Genomic DNA, 23,641 nt, shown 5'->3' on the forward strand with positions numbered 1-23,641 from the left:
CAGATCCTTTATCTCTGTCATTTTGTTCTGTTTTCATTCTATCTGATGGCTTTTTCGAAAACGAACACCTCCTGCCGCTTATACGGACAGGAGGTGACCCTTACTTTGTTATACTTTGATAAATTTCGGCGATATATTATTTCCGATAATTTCACCGTAATGAAAGAATTCATTTTCATTATTTTGTTGTTCCAAAGGCAACAATGGAAATAACAATTCAGCCACCCGATACGCTTCTTCCAAATGGGGGTATCCGGATAATATAAAACGATTAAATCCTGCTTGTTGATATTCCAACATTCTTTTTGCAACTGTTTCGGGATCCCCTACTAAGGCTGTGCCGGCGCCTCCTCTTACTAATCCGATCCCCGCCCAAAGATTAGGGCTTATTTCTAATGATTGTCTGCTTTTGTTTGCCCCGCGATGCAAAACACTCATTCGTTTCTGTCCGACCGAGTCATACCGGGAAAGGACTTGATCTGCTGTTTGAACGGCTTTTTCATCGACATAGTGTATCAGTTTGTCTGCCGCTTCCCATGCTTCTTTATCCGTTTCCCGCACAATTACATGCAATCGGATGCCAAACTCAACTGTTCTGCCTTGTTCTTCTGCCAACTTCTTGACTTCTTCGATTTTCTTGGCCGCTTGCTCTGGTGGTTCCCCCCACGTTAAATACACATCGGCGTGTTTAGCCGCCACTTTTTTTCCGGCATCAGACGATCCACCAAAAAAGACAGGCGGATATGGTTTTTGTACGGGAGGAAAAAGAAGTTCGCCACTATCAATTTTTAAATGTTGTCCGTCAAACGTGACCGTTTCGCCTTTTAATAATTTTTCCCAGATCGTTAAAAATTCATCAGTCGCTTCGTATCTTTGATCATGGCTTATGAATAGCCCATCTCCGGCTAATTCTACTGGATCGCCTCCGGCTACAACGTTTATCAACAATCGACCATTGGAAATTCGATCTAGCGTCGCCGTCATTCTGGCCGCGAGAGTTGGGGACATTAATCCCGGCCTTACGGCAACAAGAAACTTCAATCGTTCGGTTTCGACGGCCAGCGATGAAGCCAACAACCAAGGATCTTCGCACGATTTACCCGTCGGAATCAGCACTCCTTTATATCCCAGCTGATCGGCAGCTTGAGCAATTTGTTTGAAATAATGATAAGTTCCTGCACGTCCGCCTTTTGTCGTTCCCAAATATCTTCCATCGCCGTGAGAAGGAATAAACCAAAATATTTCCATGTTTTTCACTCCTTTAAATGAATGATTATGGATGATTCATCTTAAATAAGCCCATTTCAACTTATACTTCACCTTTGTAAGTGTCTTGCCATTTCAGAAAATGCTTTTCCATCAGCCTGACCAATGAATCTGTTAATTTTCCGACAATGGCAAAAATGATGATGCCGACAAATACGATATCCGTGTTGCTAAATTGTCTGGCGTCCATCATCATATAGCCAAGGCCCGACGTAGAACCCATCAGTTCCGCTACGACTAGTGAGAGCCAAGCGGCTCCTAGCGATAGACGGATTCCCAACAATATATTGGGAAGAGCGGAAGGCACGATCAGCAGCTTGATTTGCTTCCATTTGCTGAATTCAAGTATGCGCGCTACTTCAAAAAGCTTTGCGTCCACTTTACGAATGCCTAAAAAGGTATTGACGTATAGCGGAAAAAATGCGCCTAATCCGATTAATAAAATTTTCGATTCCTCTCCTAGGCCAAACCACAGAATGAATAGCGGGGTAATCGCCAAATGCGGAATAGTCCGCACCATTTGTAAAGTTGGATCTAATAAACTTTCGGATTTTGCCGATAGTCCTACCAGAGTTCCCAAAGCCAATCCCAATCCGCCGCCAATGACAAATCCGCATGCGGCTCGAATAATGCTCACTTTCATATTGGTGAACAAAACCCCTGAGACGGCTAAATTTTTAGCCGCCAAAATAATTTCCCACGGTGTCGGCAATACGGTTTTCGTCACCCATCCGAGAGACCCTATTAATTGCCAAATGATAATGATGATAACAGGGAGTATAAATCCGGAAAGTAATCTATACCTACTTCTTTTTCCGGAAGATTGCGAAATAGATTTCCATTTCTTCTCAGATTGACGTGGCGTGGAGACCGGTATTTCAGCTGTCATTCCTGCTTTGCTCATTTTTTATTCACCTACTTTTTGTTTGATAGTGCTTGATTGATATATTGATTATCTACTACTTTGCTTGTATCGATTTTTTTCTGGATGATATGTTTCTTGTATTGAAAATCAGCCGTTTCTTGCTGAGCATGAATAATCTTGCTAGAGATCGGCAGGTTGGTGGATGGATTGTTTTTCAATGCGCTGGCCACAACCTTTTTATCTAAATTCTTCGCCTTGGCATAGATCGCAACGGCTTCGTTGAAATGCTGTTTTTCCCAAAGCCGTGCCTGTTCATACACTTTCAAGAACTTCACTGTTAAATCCGGATGTTCTTCTGCAAATTGGGAACGTACGAGCATAAAACTCGGCGAAAAACTGTTTAATTGCTTTTCGGTCGTTAAAATCCTAGCATCATGTTTTAATGTTTCATAAGATATAAAAGGCTCCCAAATCGACCAAGCATCTACCTTTTTTGCATTGAAAGCCGACTGTGCTTCATCCGGTTGAAGCTGGATAATTTGCACATCGGAATCTTTTAATCCTGCTTTCTGTAAAGCCAGGTATAATAAATTAAATCCGCTGCTTCCTTTGGCGACAGCAATTTTTTTGCCTTTTAAATCTTTAAGGGTTTTAATCGAGCTTCCTTTCGGTACAAGTATCGCATCCGATTTTAATCCTAATCGGGTATTGGAAATTTCTTTAAAACCGATATCGGCGGCTTGCGCTGAAATAACAGGAGAATTGCCCACTCCCGCAAAATCAAGATGGTTGGAAGAAATGGCCTCTATTTGCGGCGGGCCGCTTTGAAATTCAGTCCATTTCACTTGAACATGGTCTTTTTGGAAAGCTTTTTCAAACAGCTTTTTTTCTTTTGCTAAAAGGAGAGGGCCGACATCTTGTTGAATACCTATATTGATCGTAGTATTTTTTTGATCTGCACTTTCGCTTGCTTGGCTGTTGCCGCATCCGGCTATTATCCAAATAATTCCGAAAATAAAGAATAGATATGCCTTTTTCATAAACTTCCTCCTTGACTGCTGTGACAGACATTATTTTGATAATGAAAAATGATTGACTGTTTCAAATTCTTGCATGACGGTTTGTCTCATTTTTTGAAATGATGAATCTGTTCTTTGGCGCGGAAATGGCAAGTCAACGGGAATCTCGCGGTGCACCGTTCCCGGTTTTGATTTCATGACGACGACTCTATTCCCAAGATAGACCGATTCATCCAAATCATGCGTCACTAAAATCATAGTCTTTTTTGTTTTTGCCCATATTTGTAAAAGGACATCTTGCAAATGTTGCCTTGTAAATGCATCCAGGGCGCCAAATGGTTCATCTAACAATAAAACGACTGGATCTCTCAATAAAGCTCGTGCGATGGCTACCCGCTGTGACATGCCTCCTGACAATTCCTTTGGATAGGCTTTTTCAAACCCTTTTAATCGAACGATGTCGATTAATTCATGTACTTTTTCGCGAATAGCAGGATCCTTTAAAGAAAGATCAGCGGCAATATTTTCTTCGACTGTCAGCCATGGAAACAAGCGATGTTCTTGAAAAACAAAACCTTGGGCGACACTTGGCTTTTTAACAGCCTGTTGGCCGAGGAAAACATCTCCGTTGTAATTCGTATCCAGCCCGGCGATAATCTTCAGCAGTGTGCTTTTGCCACAACCGCTCGGACCGATCACCGTAATAAACTCACCGTTTTTTATATTCAAATAAACATCATGCAGCACTTGCACACTTCCTTGATTCGTTTTAAATGACTTGTCTTTTATGTTGATTTTTATATCCATTTTTGTTCCTCCAAGCTTCGGCTTTCCTTTAACTTAAGAACAAACAGACGTAAAAAGCGATGACCTAGCTTTCGAATCGTGATACGTTGTGATCACGAAACGAACAGGATGAATTCGCAAGGAAAGATTGCGTTTATTCGCTTTTGACATGAACAAAAGATCCATTTTTATCCATCTCCCCAATAAATTGCTCTATTTGTTTATGGATGCGTTGTAAAATGTCTATGTTTCGGACATACGGTGCAGAAGTTTTATCCACATGTTTATCCAACAAATAAAACCCTTGCAATAATTCGCCTTTCAAAGCGGATAATAATGGTTTTAAACCATACTCGATGGCGAGCATATGATGGCTGCTTCCGCCTACCATGACGGGCAGAATCGGTGTCCCTTTGAACGAATCTTCCGGGAATAGATCAATCAATGCTTTTAACACGCCCGTATAGGATCCCTTGTAGACAGGCGATCCAATGACGATTCCATCGGCGTTTTTAAAATCATTGACAATCGAAGTGATTTGTGGATCGTCAAAACGTGCATTGAATATCGTCTCCGGCTCAACATCTCTTACGGACACCTTTTTTACATTACATCCACGATAAGCTAACAAATCGCTGATTTGCTGCAATACAAGCGCTGTGTGTGAATAAGTTGTCGGGTTTCCCGATAAAACGATAATCTGCTTCAATTTTTTTTCACACCCTTTCTATTTGAAAATTGAAAAAACAAATAATAATCAAAATTTAAGATTGCTCTCATTCTAATACCGTGTATTCATACCTGTCAACTATGAATTTTATTTTTGTTTATTCTGAATTTTATGTTGATTTTATTGCGCGGACATGTTATTTTGATGAATAAATCCACCATTGTCTTTTATCTTTTTCCAAAAGCGGAAGGAGCTTTCCAATAAAAAGTCTATCCCCCGATATCTATCAGGTAGGCAAGAATATACCATTTTAGCGTATTCATAAGTTCTTCTTTTTAAAAAACGAAGACTTTTTTACTGGGAAAACGAAGGAAGTGATGTGCAAAGCGAAATGTTCTTTTTTTTAGTCTTTAATCATAGTAAACATATCGACATAATTGAATTATGGTGCGTGGAAAGCAAAATTTTGGCGTTTCAAAGACAAACAATGTTTTAAATGAACATCCAATTCAATATAGAAAGGGGTTGTTGATGATGCTGGGGACAAACTTGAATGAAAAAAAGGCATTGCCGACGGTTCAAAGGGGCTGGGGTGAATTGATCCGAAAGGAAGACTGGTGGGCCGTGTGGATCGGACTTTTTCTGGTTGTGATAGCTATATTCTTTTGGTTAGCAGGGTCTTCCATTAAAGTGTTAACAGCCCAAATTCCAAAATGGGGAGACATTCATACTTTAACGACCACGTTAAGTCAACATTTCGGTTCCATCATTCTGTTGTTGGCCATTTATATTGTTTTATTTTCGATCGCTGCCTTCTTTTTGCAAGTAAAAACGAGTCACTTTATTTCCGGATTTATCGTTTTGTTTTATTTATACTCAGCGTTTTAATCAATATTTTTAGTTCTTGGGAATGGGCGCAGCAATATAATTTGGAAGCTCCTCTTGTTGCCCTTGCTTTAGGGCTTATTATCGGCAACTTAATACCTATTCCCGAATGGTTTGGAACGGCGCTCAGGACGGAACTTTACGTGAAAGTGGGGATTGTGTTTCTTGGGGCAACGCTTCCTTTCACACTGATCATAAAGGCTGGTCCTGTTGCCTTTCTCCAGGCAACGATCATTGCTGTGGCAACATTCCTTGTCATTTATTTCGTGGGAACCAGATGGCTGGGATTGGATAAACGATTTGCGGCCACATTAGGTGCAGGGGGTTCCATTTGCGGTGTTTCGGCTTCGATTGCCGTAGGAAGTTCCATAAAAGCAAAAAAAGAACATGTTTCCGTCTCGATTTCACTTGTTGTGATTTGGGCAGTATTTATGATTTTTGCTCTTTCGCTTATTATCAAATGGCTTGGATTACCAGCAGGACAAGCGGGAGCGTGGATTGGAACATCAGAATTTGCAGATGCGGCGGGAATAACGGCCGCCAGCTCATTCGGCGATAAAGCGCTCGTAGCCTTTACACTCATGAAGGTCATCGGCCGTGATATTTTTATAGGGGTTTGGTGCTTCATACTTACGTTCATTTCAATCACTTGGTGGGAAAAGCGAAAAGAAGGTGCAAAAGCGGATACGTCTGAAATATGGCGCCGATTTCCTAAGTTTGTGATTGGTTTTTTCAGCGCCTCAGCCATCCTGACCATCCTTTTGGCCGGCTCTTCGGCCGTTCAGGCAGATGTGATTAATACAGAGATTATTGCACCAATCAAAGAACTGAGAACATGGGCTTTTACTTTTTGTTTCCTGTCGATTGGATTGACAACTCGTTTCAAAGAATTAACATCGGTTGGTTGGAAACCGCTTGCCGCCTTCAGTGCAGGGGTCGTGGTGAACGTCGTTTTGGGATATATTTTATCTATTCTTGTCTTTGGCTCTTATTGGGCGAATCTATCATCATAAAGAAAAAAAGGCCTATGTACAGTTCAACTTTCATAGGCCTTTTTTCTGCTGATTAACGCGAATATTAAAGGAGTGCTGTTGAATGAATAAAAATCAACTGACTTGTAATCAAAAAATCTGTTTTATTTTCGAAATTTGGGATCGACAGATTTGGTTTCCGCGCAAAATAAAACCTCTTAAAAGGTCATCCCGTTTTCACCAAGTGAATTCACGACATGTGAGAGAATTGAAGGATCGTTTATCGGTTCGATTGGAGAAGATTGCTTGCATGATGGACATTTTGCAAGAAGCGCATGATCATTGGATGATTTACGAAAAAAAGAACCAAATCATTATGGAAACCGCTACTTTTGATTTTAGTGAAGCTCTCGATATCTTGTCCAGACACGGTTTCACCAATGGCGATTATAATTTGAAAGTGGAATACGAACGAAAATGGGGAATGCTGTGATTCTTTTCCGTTTTACGAAACTTGGAAGAAAAGTATAAACAAAAAAGTCTTTCAACGAACTAAACAGTGAGATTCCAAATTTTCAAGGAACTGATTTCAAAACGATTTTTGTAATCTCGGGAACGGCGAAAAAACGATATGGAAGACGGGTGGTGCCTAATCCGCGATTCACATAAAGTGTGAGTCTGTGGTGTTTTGTCAGTTCATAGCGTCCTTCTGGATATTTTGTTCCAAAGGGTGGGGTAATCAATGCCCCGATGAAAGGCAGTTTGATTTGTCCGCCATGGCTATGACCGCTCAATTGTAGTTGAATAGGAAAAAGAGAAGCCTCATCCGCTAAATCAGGTGCATGAGATAATAAAATCGTAAATTGATTTTCTGGGATTTTTTTGATCGTTTCATAAAGATTCGGTGATCCGAGCATAGCATCGTCAATTCCAGCGATGTAGATGCGTTGTTGGTTAATCATAGAGATTGTTCTGCTTTCATTGCGGAGAATTTGAAAGCTCGATTTTTCCATGATGTTTTTGTAAATTTCTGTTCCATAGCCTCCGTGATCGTGATTGCCGTAAACGGCGAACTTTCCAAAAGGGGCTTTGATTTTCCCGAGAATGTCAGGGAGAACATGCTTTTTTGGAAACTGACCAGGTTGGTCTAACAAATCGCCTGTAAAGAATACAATGTCAGGTTGCAAAGAGTTGATGATGGCGACATGTTTTTGCAATTGATTCAAAGTATATTGAAATCCAATATGAGTATCGCTGAATAGAACGATCGACATTCCGTCAAATGACGGAGGAATGAGAGGATGGTAAAATTCTTCCACATGGATATCCAGCCGTTTCGGTTCTATATAATGTGCGTAGGCCAGCCCTCCGCCGGACAACCCTAGAAAAGCCAAAAAAGTGCCTGCCATCTTTTGGAGAAACATTCTTCTCGATATTCTCATGTTCACGTTGATCCACACCTATTCTTGCCATGGGGGATACCCACTCATAAAAAGTGGATTGGCGTTTTTTCTTTTCAAGAAACGGGAATTTTCATGTTGCAGCAGCAAGTGCTGTCATTCCTAAACACGAATCATTTGCTTTCTAGTAAACTGATTCAAAAAGTTTCTGTTATTATTCTATGGACTTGCAATCAAATGTATTGCTTATTTTCGATTCAAGTGTTACTTTTTGAATAGATGAAGTTGCACAATAAAAGATGGCAGCTTAAAGGAGGCTGCAGCCGTGCAAAAAGAAAATCGGTTTGAAATGTTTTTCCTTCCTTCTAAAAAAGGAATGATACGGGTGTTTATCTATGGATTTGATGCTCCCGGAAGCTGGGGACAGGTGTTTGCCCAGTATCATGAATATACCATCAATATGAAAGGGTATAATAAAAAGAAGACGATCATTCAAACATTAAATAAATTAAATGAAAGATTAATAAATGAAAACCTCTAAATTCCGCTTCGGCGGAATTTTTCTCTTATCAGCGTTTTTTTATAAATAATGAAAAAGGACGAGGATCATTGGGGGTCATTCTGGCGGGAACCCGCTTTTTTTCATATAATATAATTGAGATTTTTAAATTTTTTGTTAAGAGAAAGTTCGTAAGAAGCGGATGATTGGTAGAATTAGCGAACTTTTGAATGATTCGACAACCTCAAGTATTTTGAATCGAGCGATTTTTCCGGCTAATAAAGCAGAATATAGCACATTTTTGAAACGGGACAAGGAATTTTTCCCTATGTTCATACTTTTGCTGAATATGCGCCTAGGAAAAGCCGTTTGGCCTGTTCTAAATAAAAGACGGAAACAAGATTTTTGCTGATGGGGGCTTGTTTATGGACGCATTGGAAATTATGGCGAATTTAGATAGAGTAGTTCCTTACTTTCAACCGATCTTTAGCGCAGATGAACATAGCATCATTGGGTACGAGGTGTTGGGAAGATATTTAGGGGAAAATGGACCGGTAAGTTTAGGAGATTTCTTTGAAGATGAGGAAGTGCCGGATGAATTTCGGTTAGAGGCGGATAATCACATCTTAAGGCAGGCGCTCAATCGTTTTATGGAGGAAGAAGCGGAAGGACATCTGTTTATCAACAGGGATGCTCGTTTACTGATGATGGACAAAGAAGAAGAATTTCTCAATATATTGCTCGGGTACAAAGAAACGGGTCTTGATCTACATAAAATTGTGCTTGAGATTTCGGAAAAAAAATATACGAGTGATCTTGAACATCTATTACAATACTATAAAACATTTGGCATACAAATTGCGATTGATCATATTGGGGAAGAGAATGTCAATATTCATAAGTTTACCGGTTCTTATCCGGATATATTAAAAGTCAGCTTGCAAGCTCTTCGACATGATGCCGGAAACCGGGCATACAAAGACATTCTTCACTCTTTGTCGATATTAGCAAGAAAAATCGGCGCTTCTCTGCTTTTTGAAAAAATAGAAATCGAATTTCAGCTTCAATATGCATGGAAACATGGAGGCCGGTATTATCAAGGCTGCTACTTGCAAGAGCCAATACCCGGTTTTTTGCCTTGCGATGTTCTTAAGGAGAAATTGAGGAGAAAATTCCAAGAATTTATTCTTCATGAAAAGCGCATGCTGGAAAAAGTATATCTTCAGGCGGAATCCATACAAAACGATTTGCAAACACTTTTGCCGAAATTAAGGAAACAAACGGATTCGAGGATTGAACTGCTCAAAGAACTGGCTGCTTATTTTGATCCGATGTGTTTTCGTTTCTACATATGTGATGAAAACGGATTTGAAGTGACGCCGAACTTGTTGAAAAAGGATGGGGAGTGGATTGTACAGCCGGAGTATTTAAATAAAAACTGGAGCTGGCGTCCCTACTTTCTGGAAAACATTCTCCGCATGCGCAAAAACCGTACCGGTCTTTTATCAGATTTGTATTCTGATCTTGAAACGGGGGAAATAATCCGCACGTTCTCCTATCCAGTCAATGATCATGAATATTTATTTATGGACATTACGTACGATTATTTATACGAGCATGATGGTCTTCTTTATTAAAATAGGTTCGAATAGCTCATTCAGCACCTGGACATATTAACTATACACAATATAAGGCTAGAGGTGCTGAATATGAGTTTTTTTATGTGGATTTTAACATTGGCGGGCGTTGTAGTGGTTTCCGGATCTCTTTTGTACACGATTCTGATCATACAAGAGCAAAAACTGAAACGAACATACGATTCTGCGATCCCAAAAGCTGTTCAAGATCATCCCTATATTCGAAACCCTGTTATATGGACCGTAGTGATCGGAACAGGGCTTGTTCTTTTTTATATATTTTATGAGGCGGTCATTTATGGCTATTTATAGAAGGAACAGACCTCGTTCAGAATCGTGAATAAAGAAAAACGGGCCATTGTGACTAGTGATAGAAAATCGTGTAGACAATATCAGAACATGTTATCCTTTACATCTATTTCTTCAATAAGAAAAGAGAGGAAAATTTTCGCTTGGATCGATTCTATCTTTGCTTATCTTGTATTTCTTTTGCAAGATGTGTTTCCATTTCTTGAAACTGTACACAAGAAGATGTTTATGCTTCCTTCCTGTTAGCAGAGGCTAAAAAAAATTTGAAAAAAATAAAATAGTTGGCTGCTTAAAAGATGTATGGTATATTTCTCTTGTTTCTTTTTTTAAAACTATTTGTACGGGCGGCAGACAAGTAGACCATTTATTTAGAAAGGGGAATCCTAGCGTATGTCACAATTGCTCGGCATTATTCAACGACTCAAGTCATTGCAAGAAGGAAGCGAGACAGGAGAGGTCCAGCAACGGCTGTTTGAACTGAACGGAAAAACCATTTGCCAAGTTAAATATTTCCCAAATAAAGATACGTTTGAGTTAGAAGTGTTCGATCAAGACGGTAAATCCAAAAAGTATCCGTTTGATGACATCGATATGACCGCCATTGAAATTTTTGATTTACTTCAGGAAGAACGGCAGCAATAATCGAGTTCCCTTGTTGAGGATTTGGTCTCAATAGGGGATTTTTCATGTCAAAATACTGTAGATAAGAATCAATTTCTGGTATAATGACAGAAATTCAAAATATAAATAACGAGTGCGGGTGAAACCGGTGACCTTTATCATTGTTTTGTTAATCATCCAACTTTTCTTTTTGCTGCTGATGTCTGCGGAGCTCGCAGGAACAAGAAAGGAATTGACGGAAATCCGTAAAATTTTGTCTGATCAATCTTCTAAAAAGCCGACGGATCGGTCATAGCTGTTTTGCAAGAGCGTCAAGTTCTTTAGGCAGCGGAACTGATAAAGTGCTTTAAGTGCTTTGTTTGCTGAACTTAGAAGGGCTTATTCCTTTTTTATATTTTCCAAGGTGTTTTAGGAGCAAGAAATTCGGGTATATGGTAAAATGTAAAAAGAAATCAAGCGCTTACATAAAGCGGCAATTTTATCTGGAGGAGATGGAATGATTTCTTTCCAAAGTGAAGAATTTTTAGAAACAAAGATTTCGGATTTCTTAATTCCTTCTGAAAAAGTAGCCCATGTACAGTTAGAAAACAGCTTGGAACATGCTCTTCTAGTTCTGACAAAAAGCGGTTATACCGCAATTCCTGTCCTTGATCCTCAATTTCGTTTACATGGGCTTATCAGTTCTCCAATGATCACAGAAGCAATCCTCGGTCTTGAACGGATTGAATTTGAAAGACTCGAACAATTAAAGGTAAAAGATGTATATAATTCTAAAATTCCTACGTTAAAATCTGATGATCGCTTTAAAAAGGCGCTTGGATTATTGATTGATCATCCTTTTCTTTGTGCGGTGGACGACAGTGGATATTTTGAAGGCATTTTAACGAGGAGAATCATATTAAAGCAATTAAACCGCCACGTGGATCAATTAAATCATTTTTAAGGGCTGCTCCCGGTATTGGGAGCATCTCTCTTTTTGGCAAATATCCAATCCCCGTTTAATAGGGCTGCATTTTCATTTCAGGAAGATTGAAATAATGAATGGGAATTCGCGATTGAAAAGAGGTGTTGTGGATGATGGATAGCGAAGCATCTGTTTCCGGTTTGAAGCAAACAAAGCGGCCTTATGTTCTTGCGGCTGTTATGCTGGCGATGTTCATGGGTGCTGTTGAATCGACGATCGTCTCAACGGCAATGCCTGACATTGTCTCTGATCTTGGAGGATTTTCCCTCTATGGCTGGGTGTTTTCTGCTTATCTGCTTATGAATTCGGTCACTGTTCTTATTTATGGGAAATTATCCGATCTGTTAGGCCGTAAACCAATCATTTCGATAGGAATCATTTTATTTTTAATTGGATCGACTTTGTGTGGGTTTGCTCAGTCGATGGGACAGCTTATTTTGTATCGCTTTATTCAAGGTATTGGAGCAGGAGCTGTCATGCCAATAGCGAATACGATTATTGGCGATATTTATACGAAAGAAGAAAGAGCAAAAGTACAAGGATATTTATCTAGTGTTTGGGGTATTTCGGCCATTGTCGGTCCCGCTGTCGGCGGAATATTGGTGGAATATGTCAGCTGGCATTTTGTTTTTTGGATGAACATACCTTTGGGAGTGCTATCGCTTCTTGGCATTTGGCTGTTTTTTCATGAACATTTAGAGAAGAAAAATGCCGAAATTGATTACTTAGGGGCGATTTTCTTTACAATCGCTATCTCCTCTTTTATGTTTTTGTTAGTGGAAGGCGGAGTGAATATTGGGTGGCGTTCAAATGCCAGCGTCGGAATATGGTTTGGAATAGTCCTTTTTTTGGGCTTATTTATTTGGCAGGAAAAGCGGGCAAAAGAGCCTCTCGTTCCGTTTGCCATTTGGAAGGTCCCTTCTATTGCTATTGCGAATGTGGTTTCCTTTATAACGGGAGTGATGCTGATCGGCATTAGTTCTTTTCTTCCAACGTATGTACAAGGTGTGATGGGAGAAAATGCCACCATTGCCGGATTTGCCTTGACGGCCATGTCCATTGGTTGGCCGATTGCTTCTACCGTATCCGGAAGATTATTATTAAAAATTGGGTACCGATATACTTCGCTGCTCGGAGGGATCTTTCTTGTTATCGGTGGATTGCTTTTTGTTTTCATGAAATCGTCCTCAGGTCCGTTATGGGCGGCTGTCTCTTCGTTTTTCGTCGGAGTGGGGATGGGATTAACATCCACCGCTTTCATTGTATCCATTCAAAGCACGGTTGAATGGCAGCAAAGAGGGATCGCCACAGCTACCAATATGTTTATGAGAAATCTTGGAAATACAGTCGGTGCTGCTTTGCTGGGGGGGATTTTAAACAGCCGCCTCCAACGTTATTTGGAACACCGTACAGATTCTCAATATGCTTCTATCAATTCAATTAATTCTTTGCTTGGCAACGGCGGGAATAGCCGGATTCCGTCTAGTTTAGTCTCCGTTCTGAGAAACGGTTTGTCCGCTTCCCTGCATACTGTATTTTTGTTTGTCTTTTTCTGCGGTCTTCTCTCTTTTGTTTTGGTGATGTTTTTGCCTAAAAAAGAATAGCGAAAATTTCTTGCGAAATAGAACGAACAGAAGGGAAATAGGTCATGTCTTTTTCGGAGTTTCAACTATTATCTGTTCTGGCTCAAGAAATGAATATGCGAAAAGCGGCTGAACGGCTGTTTGTATCTCAGCCCGCTCTTTCTCAGCGTTTGCAGAACATTGAAAAAGAATGGGGAACAAGGTTGTTCAACCGTTCCCCAAAAGGATTGACTTTGACACCTGCCGGGGAATTGGTGGTGGATTTTGCAAACGAAATTCTGGAACGAAAAGAAAAAGTGCTGGAAAAAATCCATTCATTTGAATCGGAAGTGCATGGTACGCTAAAAATTGCCTGCGCCTCCATCGTAGGGCAAAATTGGCTTCCGAAAATATTAAAGCAATTTGTCGAAAAGTATCCACATGCCAAGATTTCGTTGATGACGGGATGGAGCAGCGAAATAGCGAAGGCGCTTTATGAAGGAGAAGTGCATATAGGCATCCTTCGCGGTACACCCGATTGGAAAAGCCGAAAAATTCATTTATTCAAGGACCGGCTTTACCTGGTTGACAAGGAAATTCGCCGAGTCGAAGAAGTATTGGAAACCGACAGGCCGTTTATCCAATTTAAAAGCGACTCCAACTATTATCAAGAAATCCAGAATTGGTGGCATCGTCAGTTTCAAATGGCCCCAAAACGAACGATTATTGTCGACCAAATCGAAACGTGCAAGCAGATGACGTTTAACGGGATCGGCTATGCGATTCTCCCTGCGATCACGCTTCATCAGTCGGAATCAGATTTTTATAAAATTCCTCTGCATGATGAGCATGGGCTGCCAATGGCGAGAGACACTTGGCTAATGGGATATGATTCCGCCTTTGAACTAAGACAGGTGGAGGCTTTTGTGGAAGTTGTCAATGATTATTTGGCAAAGCAGTCGACAAGTTTTGAATAAAATCTCTTGTACTAAGGACTTTCCTTTGCTAAAGTAGTATCAAACGTTCATCTGCTTTTACGGTGGTTTGTGTTCAACCGCTGCAAAAAATACATATTGAGTGGTTTGCCAAAAATGGACAAGGAGGAAGAATTTTTTTATGAAAATGTTGGACGCTCATGAGATCATTTCATTTATCAGCAACAGCAAAAAATCTACACCGGTAAAAGTTTATATAAAAGGAAATTTAGATGGAATCGACTTTGGTCCTTCTGCCAAAACCTTTATTAACGGCAATACAGGTGTAGTGTTCGGTGAATGGGCGGAAATTTCACAAGCGATTCAAAACAATGAAGATCGCATTGACGATTATGTAATCGAGAATGATCGCCGCAATTCCGCTTTGCCTCTAATTGATTTAAAAGGAATCAATGCACGTATCGAACCAGGTGCCATTATCCGTGATCAAGTGGAAATCGGCGATGGGGCCGTCATCATGATGGGTGCCGTCATTAATATTGGCTCCGTTATCGGCGAAGGAACGATGATTGATATGAATGCGGTTCTTGGAGGACGTGCGACTGTCGGGAAAAACTGCCATATTGGAGCAGGTGCCGTTCTTGCAGGTGTAATTGAACCGCCTTCTGCAAAACCTGTCATTATTGAAGATGATGTGCTTGTTGGCGCTAATGCGGTTATTTTGGAGGGTGTAACTGTCGGAAAAGGTTCGGTAGTAGCAGCCGGTGCGATCGTAACAAAAGATGTTCCGCCTAATACGGTGGTGGCCGGTGCTCCTGCAAGAGTGATCAAAGAAATTGATGAAAAGACAAAATCCAAAACAGAAATTATGCAGGAACTTCGGAGTTTATAATGTGAATCAGCGTGGATGCCAGCATCCACGCTTGTTTGTAGTTTGCAATAAATGGGCGGATGAACTTTCTACGTTCCGCCGTTTACGGAAAAAGGAAAGAAAGGGAGAAATCGTATGGCTATCAGCCAGTTTATTCAAATACGCCGTGATTTACACCAAATTCCCGAGCTTGGCTTTCAAGAAGTGAAAACGCAGAAATATTTGCTTGATTATCTTCAAACATTACCGCAAGAGCGAATGGAAATAGAAACATGGAGAACCGGAATTTTTGTAAAAATAAAAGGACTAAAACCTGAAAAAACGATTGGCTATCGAACAGATATGGACGGGCTCCCCATCGAGGAAGAAACGGGTTTGCCCTTCCGATCCACACATCCAGGGCGTATGCATGCTTGCGGGCATGACGTTCATATGAGTATTGCCCTTGGTGTGTTAACGCATTTCGTTCATCATCCTGTCCGTGATGATCTTGTTTTTCTGTTTCAGCCTGCTGAAGAAGGACCGGGCGGGGCTTTGCCGATGATGGAGAGCGAACAAATGAAAAAGTGGAGACCCGACATGATTTTTGCCCTTCATATAGCCCCAGAATATCCGGCCGGTACGATTGCACTTAAAGAAGGACTGCTATTTGCCAATACGTCGGAATTGTATATTGATTTAAAAGGAAAAGGGGGGCATGCTGCCTATCCTCATAAAACAAAGGATATGGTGATAGCGTCAGCCCATCTGGTCACACAGCTGCAATCGATCGTATCCAGAAATGTAGATCCACTTGACAGCGCAGTCGTTACTATAGGGAAAATGACTGCCGGCACCGTTCAAAACGCTATTGCTGAAACGGCTCGATTGGAAGGAACCATTCGCACCCTTTCCCCGGAAGCGATGGAAAAGGTAAAAGAACGGATTGAAGCGATTCTGCATGGCATCGAGATAGCGTTTGATTGCGAGGCATCGATAGATTATGGTTGTCGTTATTATCAAGTGAACAATGATCCTGAGCTGACCCGAGATTTTATTCGTTTCTTGGAAAAGCAAGAGGATATCACATTTGTTCCTTGCCGTGAAGCGATGACGGGTGAAGATTTTGGCTACATGCTGAAAGAAATTCCCGGGTTTATGTTTTGGTTGGGAGTTGGTTCGCCTTATGGACTTCACCATTCTAAGTTAAATCCTGATGAAAAGGCGATTGAAACCGGTATTCAAGCTATCACCTCTTACTTGACCAGTTTGTCAAACCGCGAATGAAATTCGACGGATCATAAAAACGAATGGAACGGATTTGCAATAGGGCGTGCGTCTGCTGTTGGCAGCGCCGCCCTTTTCTATGTGCGCCCGGCATGTACATGAACTATAGGGTGTAAGTCCCGAACCCCGAAGACAGAAGTAGAGGTTAGCCAAGAGCAAGGGTGTCCGTGGTGACGCGGAATCTGAAGGAAGCTGGAGACAAAACACCGGTCCGAGGAACACGAACCTCATATAAGGCTAGGTATGATTGAGTGAGTTTGCATAACAAAACAAAGCTTTTTCTGTCGAAGGTCATATCGAGTAAATGAGGCGGATAGATGGTGTGAAAGTTCATGTACTTACCCGGGGAGGTCTGGCGGATATGTGAAGTACTCGTCATAACCTACTTAGTGATAAGTAGCTGAACCGTCAGAAGTCAGCAGAGGTCATAGTATTAGTTGGTCTAGAACAACTAAGAAGGACCGAACAATTAAGAGAGAATAGCCCTTGGTATTCAGTGAGTCATGATGAACACAGAAAACGTAGTACCTCACTTGAGGGAGGAAGCGGTGAATCCCGTGGGAGACCTCTTGGAGGGTGGAGTGACCACTGGCATAAAGAGAACAGCTATTCACGGAAGTTATAAAGACTTGCGTCAATTATCTTAATTGAACCGCCGTATACCGAACGGTACGTACGGTGGTGTGAGAGGTCGGGGGTTAGTCACCCCCTCCTACTTGATTAAATGAAGGCGTATTTTTAACATTCCATTTTCAAGTTTAAATAGAAGTGCTTCCATATCATAATGGTTAAAAAAGCTTCTTTTGTAATGAAAGGCATAATATTTTGTTCCGCTAAAAAAACATGATAAACTTAAAGTGAAAATAGTAATCAATTCCAATCGTTCATGGAGTAGTTTTCCTTTTAATGGGACACAATAAAAAAGGAGAATTTCTTCCGATTAAAATTATTTCTTTTTTATACTTATTTTAATTGACTAGCAATGTATTATTTATTATAATGACAAGTGTAATCAGGAGAAAGTAATTGAGAATATCCCCGTTACTTTCTCAATAAACAATATATTAAAATCAAATGGAGGGATCTGTATCATGGCAGAACGTTTAGTAGGGAAGCAAGCTCCGCGTTTTGAAATGGAAGCAGTATTGCCAAACAAAGAATTTGGAAAAGTTAGCTTGGAAGAAAACATGAAAAATGGCAAATGGACTGTTTTATTCTTCTACCCAATGGACTTCACATTTGTTTGCCCAACAGAAATTACAGCCATTTCTGACCGCTATGATGAATTTGAAGATCTGGATGCTGTTGTAATCGGTGCTTCTACTGATACCGTTCATACCCACTTAGCTTGGATCAATACTGATCGTTCCGAAAACGGAATTGGAGAAATCAAATACCCACTTGCAGCTGACCATAACCATAAAGTAGCTCGTGATTATGGTGTTCTAATCGAAGAAGAAGGTGTCGCTCTTCGCGGTCTCTTCATCATCAATCCTGAAGGTGAACTTCAATATCAAGTAGTTCATCATAACAATATCGGCCGTGACGTCGATGAAGTACTCCGTGTGCTTCAAGCACTTCAAACGGGTGGATTGTGCCCTGCAAACTGGAAACCAGGTCAAGCTACTTTGGAAGTAAAATAAGCTTAGCTTTCGATTAGCTTATAAGAGAGTATATCCAGCTTTCCCCATTCGTCTGAACATCTCTCTAGCTTGAATTCTTCCGGTAGATTGGAAACGACAGCCGGGGGTTTCTAAGTAAGAGGAATGATTTGCAAATGGGAAGCAGGATCGTGATTGGAAGGAGGCCTAACCGAAGTCGTTAGGCCTTTTTTCAAAATGAATAAGGAGGAATATATCCATGAAATTGCGTGAACCGATGCCGGAATTAACCGGTGCAACGACTTGGCTCAACGGACAGGTGTCAAGAGACCAACTTGTAGGTAAAAAACCTACTTTAATCCATTTTTGGTCTGTAAGCTGTCATATTTGTAAAGAAGCCATGCCCCAAGTAAACGAATTCCGTGACCGTTATAAAGATAAATTAAACGTTGTGGCTGTCCATATGCCTCGTTCCGAGAAAGATTTGGATATCGATCAAATTAAGGAAGTGGCTGAACAACATGGAATTACACAGCCTATTTTTGTTGATAACGAACATAAATTGACAGATGCATTTCAAAACCAATACGTACCGGCTTATTATGTATTTGATAAAGAAGGAAAACTCCGTCATTTCCAAGCTGGCGGAAGTGGGATGAAAATGCTTGAAAAACGCGTGAATCGCGTATTGGAAGAATCCGAAAAAAGCGAATAAAGTGAAGCTATGATCATTGACGTAAAGTTTCATCTTCACTGAGGTCAGTAGAACCAATCGGGCATTTAGCGACATTTGTTCTGTACTTGCATGCTCAAAAATTTTAATCAGGTTGTCGTCGATATAGCCGACAACCTGTTTATTTTTTAGATTGAATATTCCGAATAATAATTCATATATATTGAAAGGAAAAATGCATCGACACATTAACCGATCTTACTAGATCGGTTTTTATAATGAATTTTGAATGTATTTTTGTTTGTTATCGTTGTCAACAGAACAGGGATTTTTTTCTCGTCACAGTATGATTTTATGGTTTGCTTGAGCTTATTTGGGAAAGATATAAAAAGAAAGCGGATTGTATGGAAATGAATTTCCAACAATGATGAAAATCATAGGATGGCAATCTGGCTGGTAAGGTTGCCATACATGTAGTAGGGAGGGGTCAAAGTGGAATTTGATAACGTCATGTTGAGCCGTCTATTAACTGGAATGACGCTTTCCTTTCATATTGTCTTTGCAACGTTAGGCGTGGGCGTGCCTGTGATGATTTCCTTAGCTGAGTTCATTGGGATCAAACGAAAGGATCCTCACTTTTTGCTGCTCGCGCGCCGTTGGGCGAGAGGATTTACGATCTCTGTTGCCGTTGGCGTTGTGACAGGTACGGCTATAGGCTTGCAATTATCCATGCTATGGCCTTCATTTATGGAAGTCGCCGGCCAGGTGATAGCACTTCCGCTGTTTATGGAAACGTTCGCTTTCTTTTTTGAAGCGATCTTTCTAGGCATTTATCTTTACACGTGGGATCGCTTTAAAAACCGTATTTATCATTGGCTGCTTTCCATACCAGTGATGGTGGGATCTTCTTCTTCGGCACTTTTTATCACGACTGTAAATTCATTTATGAATACACCGCAAGGATTTGAATTAAAAAACGGAAAAACGGTGAATATTAATCCGATCGAAGCAATGTTTAACCCTGCTACACCTTCCAAAGTACTGCATGTGATATCGTCCGGTTATGTTACATGCGCAGTGATTTTAGCCGCAATCAGCGCTTTTGCTATTTTGCGAGGAAGAAGGGGGGAATATGAAAAGAAGGCGCTGCGGATGACCATGGTATGCACGCTTGTTTTCTCTATTTTTACGGCGTTGGCGGGAGATTTATCGGCTAAATTTTTAGCGCACCGGCAGCCTGAAAAATTGGCGGCGGCAGAATGGCATTTTAATACGGAAACAGGTGCCGATTTAATCATGTTTGGTTCATTGGATCGCCATCATGATGTCCATTATGAAATTCGCATTCCAAAGATGTTAAGTTTTTTGTCCGGAAATTCTGTTGATACGAAAGTAATTGGGTTGAATGATTTTCCGAAAGATGAAAGACCGCCGCTGATTATTCACTATATGTTTGATTTGATGGTTGCAATTGGTGTTTTTCTTACAGCTGTTTCTGCTCTATATATTCTCTTATGGGCCTTTAAGAAAAAAGAGTGGAATAAATGGCTGTTGTGGGCGATCGTGGCTTCCGGTCCGTTGGCGGTGCTGGCCATCGAACTAGGATGGATGTTAGATGAAGTAGGTCGGCAGCCGTGGATTTTAAGAGGGTATATGAAAGTGGCAGATGCGGCCACAAAAGGAAATGGAGTGGGTCTGGCATTTACATTGTTTGCGATTTTGTATTTCATTTTGACCATTATGTGCTGTTTTGTCCTGAGTAAAATGTTTAAAAATAATCCGGCAGAAGTGGAATTGGAACGGCGATTCCCTTATGTAGATCCGAAATAGTTTCAGCGTTGGAGTTTGATTGTTTCCGAAATGGACAGCTGATCGACAAAGTCTATTCTAAGAGGCAAATATGAAGGGAGAATACAGTGTGTTTACTCCTTTTAAAGGACTATCAGAATGAAAGTGTTACATTCAACATTTCATCATTCAGACTTATGTATGCAAGTAGAAGGGAATTTGGAAAGGAGGATGAGCAATGAGCCTAGAAATCGTTGGAATCACTGTTTTATGGACGTTTTTATATGGATATTTAATAGTGGCTTCCGTTGATTTTGGAGCAGGGTTTTTTGATTTCTATGGAAAAATTACAAAGCAGGAACATGTCATGAATACACTCATTAGCCGTTATTTATCGCCGGTTTGGGAAGTGACAAACGTTTTCTTTGTATTTTTCTTTGTCGGCTTAGTCGGATTTTTCCCGGCGGCAGCCTATTATTATGGCACCGCTCTGTTGATTCCGGGTAGCATTGCGATTCTTTTGTTGGCGATTCGAGGTTCTTTTTATGCTTTTGGAAATTATGGATCGCGAAGAAGCCTCGTTTATTCATTTTTATACGGTGCAACCGGCTTGTTGTCTCCTGCCGCTTTATCGACGACGTTGACTATTTCAGAAGGCGGATTTATAGAGGTGAAGGATCATAAAGTGCATTTTTTGGCCAATAAGCTGTTTGCCAGCCCGTATTCATGGAGCGTTGTCTTTTTAGCCATTGTTTCCGTTCTTTTTATCAGTGCTGCATTTTTGACTTACTATGCCGACCGGGCGAATGACCTTAAGGCAAGAACGTTGTTGAGAAAGTTTGCTCTCTTTTGGAGCCCTCCGACTATTTTAGCAAGCTTACTCGTATTTTGGGGTCTTAAAGTCCATAATCCTGTTCATTATGACAGAGCTCTTGATTATTGGTGGATGTTTGCCTTATCGTTAATTTGCTTTCTGACAGCTGTTTATTTTATCTACCGTCAAAAACGATTTGGCACTGCATTTATTTTCGTTATGCTGCAATTTTTCTTTGCCTTTTTTGGATATGGAGTCTCACATTTACCGTATATTTTATATCCTTTTATTACCGTGCATGAAAATGTGACCAATCCGGCAATGGGGACCTCATTAGTGGTTGCTTTTATATTCGGGCTTTTGCTTTTAATCCCGTCTTTAGTTTTGCTTATGAGACTTTTTTTGTTCGATGCGGATTATGTAAGAGGGAAAAAATGAATGTGATTGAACGTAAGGATGCTATTCATAAGAATCGTTGTACTGGCTTTTAATGAGACTCAGAACAATGTCCAGAGCCCTTTAAAACAAGCAAAAACCTCCTTTTTTCTAAGGAGGTTTTGCTTGTTTTAAACTTCCATAATAATTGGAAGGATCATTGGGCGCCGTTTCGTTTTTTCATATAAGAACGGTGCCAAGGTGTCGGTAATTTCGTTTTTTATTTCCGACCATTGAGAAGTTTTTCGTTCCAACATTTTGTTGATATGCTTCGTGATCATCGCTTGAGCTTCGTTGATAAGATCACCGGATTCTCGCATATAGACGAATCCGCGTGAGATGATATCAGGTCCAGCAGCGATTTTAAATTCTTTCATATTGATGCTGACAACGACAATGACTAAACCTTCTTCCGATAAAATTCGGCGATCTCTTAATACGATATTTCCGATGTCTCCGATTCCGCTTCCATCAATATAGATGGAGCCAGAAGGGATTTTTCCTGCGATCGTTGCCGAATTTTTTCCAAGAGCCAATACATCACCGTTGTCCATTAGGAAGCAATTTTCTTCCGGAATACCACAATCCATTGCCAGTCTTGCATGCATTTTTTGCATCCGATATTCACCGTGGATCGGCATGAAAAATTTCGGTTTAATAAGGCGGAGCATTAATTTTTGCTCCTCCTGTCCGCCATGCCCGGACGTGTGAATATTATTTAAGGAACCGTGAATCACATCGGCACCTGCTCGATAAAGCAAATTGATGGTGCGGTTAATGCTGATCGTATTACCCGGTATTGGCGAAGAGGAGAATACGACCGTATCTCCTGGCTGAATTTGAATTTGCCGATGGGTTCCATTGGCGATTCTTGAAAGAGCAGCCATCGGCTCTCCTTGGCTTCCCGTACAAAGTATGGTGACTTTATGGGCAGGCAGGCGATTAAGCGTTTGAGTGTCAACAAATGTATCTTTCGGACAGCGAATGTAGCCAAGCTCTTGCCCGATTTCAATAGCCGATTCCATGCTTCTTCCAAAAACGGCAATTTTCCTGTCGTTTTGAACCGCTGCTTCAGTTACCTGTTGGAGACGGTGAATATTTGAAGCGAATGTGGCAAAAATAATCCGGCCTTTTACTTTTCGGAAAATAGCCTCAATGCTTTCTCCTACCCGCCGTTCCGACATTGTAAATTCAGGTACTTCACTGTTTGTGCTGTCCGATAGCAGGCATAAAACGCCTTCTTTTCCGATTTCCGCCATTTTGGTTAAGTTGGCAGGTTCACCGACGGGAGTAAAGTCGAATTTGAAATCTCCCGTATGAACGATATTCCCAGGAGGCGTTTTAACAACAATTCCATATGAATCCGGAATGCTGTGTGTTGTCCGGAAAAAGGTGACAGACGTTTTGCGAAATTTAATCACGTCATCTTCGCGAATTTCGTGCAGTTTCGCTTGTCTTAATAGACCATGTTCTTCCAGTTTATTTCGAATTAAACCAAGAGCCAATTTTCCTCCGTAAATCGGAACATTGACCTGCCGCAGAAGATAGGGGATGCCACCGATGTGATCTTCATGGCCGTGGGTAATAAATAAACCTTTAATCTTATCTTCATTTTTGACTAAATAGCTGTAATCCGGAATGACGTAGTCAATTCCCAGCAGTTCGTCTTCCGGGAATTTGATTCCGGCATCGATAAGGATGATTTCATCTTGAAACTGTACGCCATAAGTGTTTTTTCCGATTTCGCCCAATCCTCCTAAGGCAAAAACGGCTGCTTGATCATTTTTTACAAATTTCATATATG

Annotated in this window: 24 protein-coding genes; 17 read left to right on the top strand and 7 right to left on the bottom strand. The window is 40.7% G+C overall.

The window, feature by feature from the left end; translation table 11 throughout:
- Positions 1 to 108: 108 nt before the first annotated feature.
- From ssuD to ssuE, 5 genes are all read right to left on the bottom strand, one after another.
- On the bottom strand, positions 109 to 1,248 hold the full coding sequence (ssuD, locus tag NST12_RS05765) for an FMNH2-dependent alkanesulfonate monooxygenase (RefSeq protein ID WP_048623050.1): 1,140 nt from the start codon (positions 1,246 to 1,248) through the stop codon (positions 109 to 111).
- Positions 1,249 to 1,309: 61 nt separating this feature from the next.
- A complete protein-coding gene (locus NST12_RS05770; RefSeq protein WP_412678308.1) occupies positions 1,310 to 2,155 on the bottom strand; it encodes an ABC transporter permease in 846 nt (281 codons plus the stop codon).
- Positions 2,156 to 2,181: 26 nt separating this feature from the next.
- Positions 2,182 to 3,171 carry an aliphatic sulfonate ABC transporter substrate-binding protein gene (locus tag NST12_RS05775; RefSeq protein WP_328201902.1) on the bottom strand — a complete coding sequence of 330 codons (990 nt, stop codon included), beginning with the start codon at positions 3,169 to 3,171 and terminating at the stop codon, positions 2,182 to 2,184.
- Between the two features lie 30 nt (positions 3,172 to 3,201).
- On the bottom strand, positions 3,202 to 3,957 hold the full coding sequence (locus tag NST12_RS05780) for an ABC transporter ATP-binding protein (RefSeq protein WP_048623053.1): 756 nt from the start codon (positions 3,955 to 3,957) through the stop codon (positions 3,202 to 3,204).
- Positions 3,958 to 4,090: 133 nt separating this feature from the next.
- Positions 4,091 to 4,645 carry an NADPH-dependent FMN reductase gene (ssuE, locus tag NST12_RS05785; RefSeq protein ID WP_048623054.1) on the bottom strand — a complete coding sequence of 185 codons (555 nt, stop codon included), beginning with the start codon at positions 4,643 to 4,645 and terminating at the stop codon, positions 4,091 to 4,093.
- Between the two features lie 495 nt (positions 4,646 to 5,140).
- Between ssuE and NST12_RS05790 the strand changes: the two genes are divergently transcribed.
- The 3 genes from NST12_RS05790 (at position 5,141) to NST12_RS05800 (ending at position 6,955) form a co-directional block, all read left to right on the top strand.
- Positions 5,141 to 5,494, top strand: a complete 354-nt coding sequence (locus NST12_RS05790) for a hypothetical protein (protein ID WP_328201917.1) — start codon at positions 5,141 to 5,143, stop codon at positions 5,492 to 5,494.
- Between the two features lie 5 nt (positions 5,495 to 5,499).
- Positions 5,500 to 6,504: a YeiH family protein gene (locus NST12_RS05795; RefSeq protein WP_328201915.1), complete on the top strand. Its 1,005-nt coding sequence runs from the start codon at positions 5,500 to 5,502 to the stop codon at positions 6,502 to 6,504.
- An 82-nt stretch (positions 6,505 to 6,586) separates the two neighbouring features.
- On the top strand, positions 6,587 to 6,955 hold the full coding sequence (locus tag NST12_RS05800) for a hypothetical protein (RefSeq protein WP_341100593.1): 369 nt from the start codon (positions 6,587 to 6,589) through the stop codon (positions 6,953 to 6,955).
- Between the two features lie 82 nt (positions 6,956 to 7,037).
- Here NST12_RS05800 and NST12_RS05805 read toward each other — a convergent pair whose 3' ends face one another.
- Positions 7,038 to 7,904, bottom strand: coding sequence for a metallophosphoesterase (locus NST12_RS05805; RefSeq protein WP_341102137.1), 867 nt, complete (start codon positions 7,902 to 7,904; stop codon positions 7,038 to 7,040).
- Positions 7,905 to 8,187: 283 nt separating this feature from the next.
- On the opposite strand from NST12_RS05805, the gene NST12_RS05810 reads away from it, so the two are divergent.
- The 14 genes from NST12_RS05810 to NST12_RS05875 all read left to right on the top strand — a co-directional run bounded on the left by NST12_RS05810 (position 8,188) and on the right by NST12_RS05875 (position 21,840).
- Positions 8,188 to 8,403, top strand: coding sequence for a hypothetical protein (locus NST12_RS05810; protein WP_003354387.1), 216 nt, complete (start codon positions 8,188 to 8,190; stop codon positions 8,401 to 8,403).
- 383 nt (positions 8,404 to 8,786) lie between these two features.
- Positions 8,787 to 9,998 carry an EAL domain-containing protein gene (locus NST12_RS05815; protein ID WP_048623057.1) on the top strand — a complete coding sequence of 404 codons (1,212 nt, stop codon included), beginning with the start codon at positions 8,787 to 8,789 and terminating at the stop codon, positions 9,996 to 9,998.
- A gap of 72 nt (positions 9,999 to 10,070) precedes the next feature.
- Positions 10,071 to 10,310: a hypothetical protein gene (locus NST12_RS05820; RefSeq protein ID WP_003354389.1), complete on the top strand. Its 240-nt coding sequence runs from the start codon at positions 10,071 to 10,073 to the stop codon at positions 10,308 to 10,310.
- 387 nt (positions 10,311 to 10,697) lie between these two features.
- Positions 10,698 to 10,949, top strand: a complete 252-nt coding sequence (locus tag NST12_RS05825; RefSeq protein WP_003354390.1) for a YkuJ family protein — start codon at positions 10,698 to 10,700, stop codon at positions 10,947 to 10,949.
- A 127-nt stretch (positions 10,950 to 11,076) separates the two neighbouring features.
- The gene (locus NST12_RS05830; protein WP_155814574.1) at positions 11,077 to 11,223 is read left to right on the top strand and encodes a hypothetical protein; all 147 of its coding nucleotides are present in this window, start codon (positions 11,077 to 11,079) and stop codon (positions 11,221 to 11,223) included.
- 201 nt (positions 11,224 to 11,424) lie between these two features.
- Entirely contained in the window at positions 11,425 to 11,871 is a 447-nt protein-coding gene (cbpB, locus tag NST12_RS05835) for a cyclic-di-AMP-binding protein CbpB (protein WP_048623058.1), read from the top strand.
- 134 nt (positions 11,872 to 12,005) lie between these two features.
- Complete coding sequence (locus NST12_RS05840; RefSeq protein ID WP_328201909.1) at positions 12,006 to 13,496, top strand: MDR family MFS transporter; 1,491 nt, start codon at positions 12,006 to 12,008, stop codon at positions 13,494 to 13,496.
- A gap of 44 nt (positions 13,497 to 13,540) precedes the next feature.
- Positions 13,541 to 14,431 (top strand): LysR family transcriptional regulator, encoded by an 891-nt coding sequence (locus NST12_RS05845; RefSeq protein ID WP_328201911.1) that lies wholly within the window; start codon positions 13,541 to 13,543, stop codon positions 14,429 to 14,431.
- 139 nt (positions 14,432 to 14,570) lie between these two features.
- Entirely contained in the window at positions 14,571 to 15,281 is a 711-nt protein-coding gene (dapD, locus tag NST12_RS05850) for a 2,3,4,5-tetrahydropyridine-2,6-dicarboxylate N-acetyltransferase (RefSeq protein ID WP_328201913.1), read from the top strand.
- A gap of 114 nt (positions 15,282 to 15,395) precedes the next feature.
- Positions 15,396 to 16,526, top strand: coding sequence for an N-acetyldiaminopimelate deacetylase (locus NST12_RS05855; RefSeq protein ID WP_328201914.1), 1,131 nt, complete (start codon positions 15,396 to 15,398; stop codon positions 16,524 to 16,526).
- A 1,091-nt stretch (positions 16,527 to 17,617) separates the two neighbouring features.
- Positions 17,618 to 18,169 carry a peroxiredoxin gene (locus NST12_RS05860; protein ID WP_048623060.1) on the top strand — a complete coding sequence of 184 codons (552 nt, stop codon included), beginning with the start codon at positions 17,618 to 17,620 and terminating at the stop codon, positions 18,167 to 18,169.
- A gap of 217 nt (positions 18,170 to 18,386) precedes the next feature.
- The gene (locus NST12_RS05865) at positions 18,387 to 18,842 is read left to right on the top strand and encodes a TlpA family protein disulfide reductase (protein WP_328202288.1); all 456 of its coding nucleotides are present in this window, start codon (positions 18,387 to 18,389) and stop codon (positions 18,840 to 18,842) included.
- Between the two features lie 450 nt (positions 18,843 to 19,292).
- Entirely contained in the window at positions 19,293 to 20,630 is a 1,338-nt protein-coding gene (locus tag NST12_RS05870; RefSeq protein WP_328202285.1) for a cytochrome ubiquinol oxidase subunit I, read from the top strand.
- A gap of 196 nt (positions 20,631 to 20,826) precedes the next feature.
- Positions 20,827 to 21,840 (top strand): cytochrome d ubiquinol oxidase subunit II, encoded by a 1,014-nt coding sequence (locus tag NST12_RS05875; RefSeq protein ID WP_048623062.1) that lies wholly within the window; start codon positions 20,827 to 20,829, stop codon positions 21,838 to 21,840.
- Positions 21,841 to 21,968: 128 nt separating this feature from the next.
- Here the strand turns inward: NST12_RS05875 and rnjA are convergent, their stop codons facing one another.
- Positions 21,969 to 23,636 carry a ribonuclease J1 gene (gene rnjA / locus NST12_RS05880; protein WP_003354402.1) on the bottom strand — a complete coding sequence of 556 codons (1,668 nt, stop codon included), beginning with the start codon at positions 23,634 to 23,636 and terminating at the stop codon, positions 21,969 to 21,971.
- Positions 23,637 to 23,641: the final 5 nt, after the last annotated feature.

The sequence above is a fragment of the Bacillus sp. FSL W8-1127 genome, assembly GCF_038006725.1.
Lineage (GTDB): Bacteria > Bacillota > Bacilli > Bacillales > DSM-4216 > Bacillus_O > Bacillus_O smithii.